General features: G+C 63.2%; 3 protein-coding genes. 2 read left to right on the top strand and 1 reads right to left on the bottom strand.

The window, feature by feature from the left end; genetic code table 11:
- Positions 1-1,214: IS4 family transposase (locus MJD61_20605; GenBank protein MCG8557663.1), on the bottom strand; the 1,214-nt coding region annotated here is incomplete at its 3' end.
- Positions 1,215-1,507: 293 nt separating this feature from the next.
- On the opposite strand from MJD61_20605, the gene MJD61_20600 reads away from it, so the two are divergent.
- A complete protein-coding gene (locus MJD61_20600) occupies positions 1,508-1,909 on the top strand; it encodes a hypothetical protein (protein MCG8557662.1) in 402 nt (133 codons plus the stop codon).
- 7 nt (positions 1,910-1,916) lie between these two features.
- Positions 1,917-2,550 (top strand): hypothetical protein (locus MJD61_20595; protein ID MCG8557661.1); only part of this gene is annotated, 634 nt, incomplete at its 3' end.

The raw sequence follows: 2,550 nt of genomic DNA, 5'->3' as shown, positions 1-2,550 counted from the left end.
TCGCCGAAGGCTTTCATGAGGGTGCGCAGGCGCTGGTTGGGCATGTTGGGAATGGCTTCGAACCAGAAACACCCTTGCTTGAAGAGCGACAGGGTGCGTTTCTTGGAGGTGTTCGGTTTGAGGGTGCGGTCGAGGCCGCAGCGTTCGCCCGCGGCGCCCAGGAGGGTGAGCAGCGCCTGGGCGAGTGCAGCGACAAGAAACAGTCGGTCGCGTCGCTCCGGGGAGCGTACCCGCGTGTGTCGCATGCCGAGGCCGAACCGAGCGTCTTTCTGATCGCGGAATGTCTCCTCGATCGTGAACCTGCGAGCGTACAGGTTCACCACATCGCGAGCGGGCCGATTCTTGAAACTCGTGGCCACAAACCAAGCCTCTTTCATGCCCTTGGCGTGCACCGTCACGACTGCACCGACGCGACAGTGGGCCGCGGTGACGCTCGCCCCGCGCAAGGCCTTGGCGTGACCCTTGGGCGACAGCCATTGCTCCACAGGCAGTGTCTTGCCTGCGGCGTTGGTGACCTGGATGCCCTTGCGAAAGCGGATCACGTAGTCCCAGCCCCACTGTTCGAGCATCCTGTACAGCCCCGCGTCGCCGAAGCCGCGATCCGCGATCAGGACGACTTGAACCTGCTCCGGAAGCACTTCCCGAAGCCGCAGCAAAAGCAAGTCCTCCGCATCGGTGCGACCGCCGTCGGTCAGCTCGGCGTCCGCAAACGTACGCCAGACCAGGGGCGTCGCTCGGCCGTGCGTCGTGATCAGATAGGCGGCGATGGTCGAATGCTTGTCCGCATCGAAGTGCGTCCAATCCAGCGCGATACGCGCCTCGCTCCGGTCCCCCAGCACGAACGGTACCCAGCTGGCAAACAAGTCCGCGGGACACACAGCGACATTCGACAACAGCCGGTCCACCTGCTTGATGCCATGTTTGGCCTGCGTGCCCTGCGACAGCGCGAGCCCCCGCCCGATGGCGTTGACTGCCAGCGCCGCCGCGTGGATCACCCCCGTCGTCGCTCTCGACAACGACAGCACCCGCTTCGAGTGCAGGTCCTGTCCCACCGCTTCCTCGACGAACTTGTGCACGTCGGCATTCTGCACCCGCGCGCGTACCTTGTCGCGGTGGGAGCGACGCTTCGTGGCATTCTTGCGCATGCGAGCGCGCGCGCGGCTGCCGGACTTGCGATGAGTGCGTTCGGACTTGCGATAGGTGCGTTGAGACATACCACTCTCAACCGCACGACCGAAACAAAAATTCCCTACAATCTCAGGAAATTAGCCCAGCTCCCAAAATGGGGGGATCCGTCAGGACGACCCGGCGAGGATGGGGCTTGGTCTCCACTTCAACATCGATGACATCTGGCGCAACTGTTTGATCCAGACCCGCCTCGCCAGCGTCAACTTCGTGAGGCAAAGTGATAACGTGGAGAAGCGCATAGATATCCGATTTTCAGGGGCGCAGAGAGATTGCTGGGGAGGTCACACCTCAAAGACGAAGGGCGTGCATAGATTTGCTATTGGCAAGTACATACATAGAGCACTTCGATGCCGAGGCGCGGCAGCTCGGTTTCGGTGTGAATATGTTCGTCGTGGGGCCGTGGTCAGACCTAGACTGCGTCCCAACCCTCAGCAAACCCATGGGAATCGGGTGCCCGTCGGACGGAGCGCATCTTCCCTACATCGTGGTTTCAGGGCACCAAAGCGTGCTTGGTCCCAAGAGCTCGCACGCGGAGCTGGTATCGCACGAGCTCAGCCACGTGCTCGGCGCAACCCACGAGTTCTCGGCCCGCCAGATCAAGGAAACGGACTTCTTCGACCGGGACTGGCACGTCTACCAGAGAAAGGCGGGCTCGCGCTTTCAGGGAGTTTGTGCCAGGCTCAGAACACGGGGAGCAGCCTGGCCCCATTTCTGGAGGTGAATGGGACATGCCACGAGATCGATACCTTTGGCGGTTGTTGGTGCCCTGGCTGGCGCTGCTCGGAGCGTGCAGCGCCGCGGTCGAGCCTCCAGCGGGGCCCCCAGCGCAGATCGCCAACGTCGCCATCTCGGGCGGCCATTCGTGTGCGCTCGACCCCTTGGGTGATGTCCACTGCTGGGGCGACGGGATGCCGGCCGAGCCGGCACCCGAGGGGTCGGGATTCACACAGGTCGGCGTCGCAAAAGACTTCGCCTGCGCCCTTGAGCGGATGGGCAGGGTTCGGTGTTGGGGCCAGGAGCCTCAATACCTCTCAGTTCCAAGCGACAATTTCGTCAAGTTGGCAGTGGGGCCGTGGCACGCGTGCGGAATTCGCGAAGACGGATCGCTGAGCTGCTGGGTCGGTCTCATGGGAAGCGACCCGGTGCGCGATCCGCCTGCGGGTCGGTTCGTGGAGGTAGCGATAGGGTCCGACCACGCCTGTGCCATCCGGGCGGGGAGCGGTGAAGTGGCTTGCTGGGGCAAGGGGTATCACGGAGAGACGCAGGCTCCTGGGGGCGCCTTTGTCAAGCTTTGCGCGGGCGTCTTCTTTTCCTGCGGGATTCGCGTGGATGAGACGCTCGACTGCTGGGGTAGCAACAGGA

The organism is Pseudomonadota bacterium (assembly GCA_022361155.1).
In the GTDB taxonomy this organism is placed as follows: Bacteria; Myxococcota_A; Polyangia; order Polyangiales; family JAKSBK01; genus JAKSBK01.
This window is presented reverse-complemented; position numbering and strand designations above follow the sequence as displayed.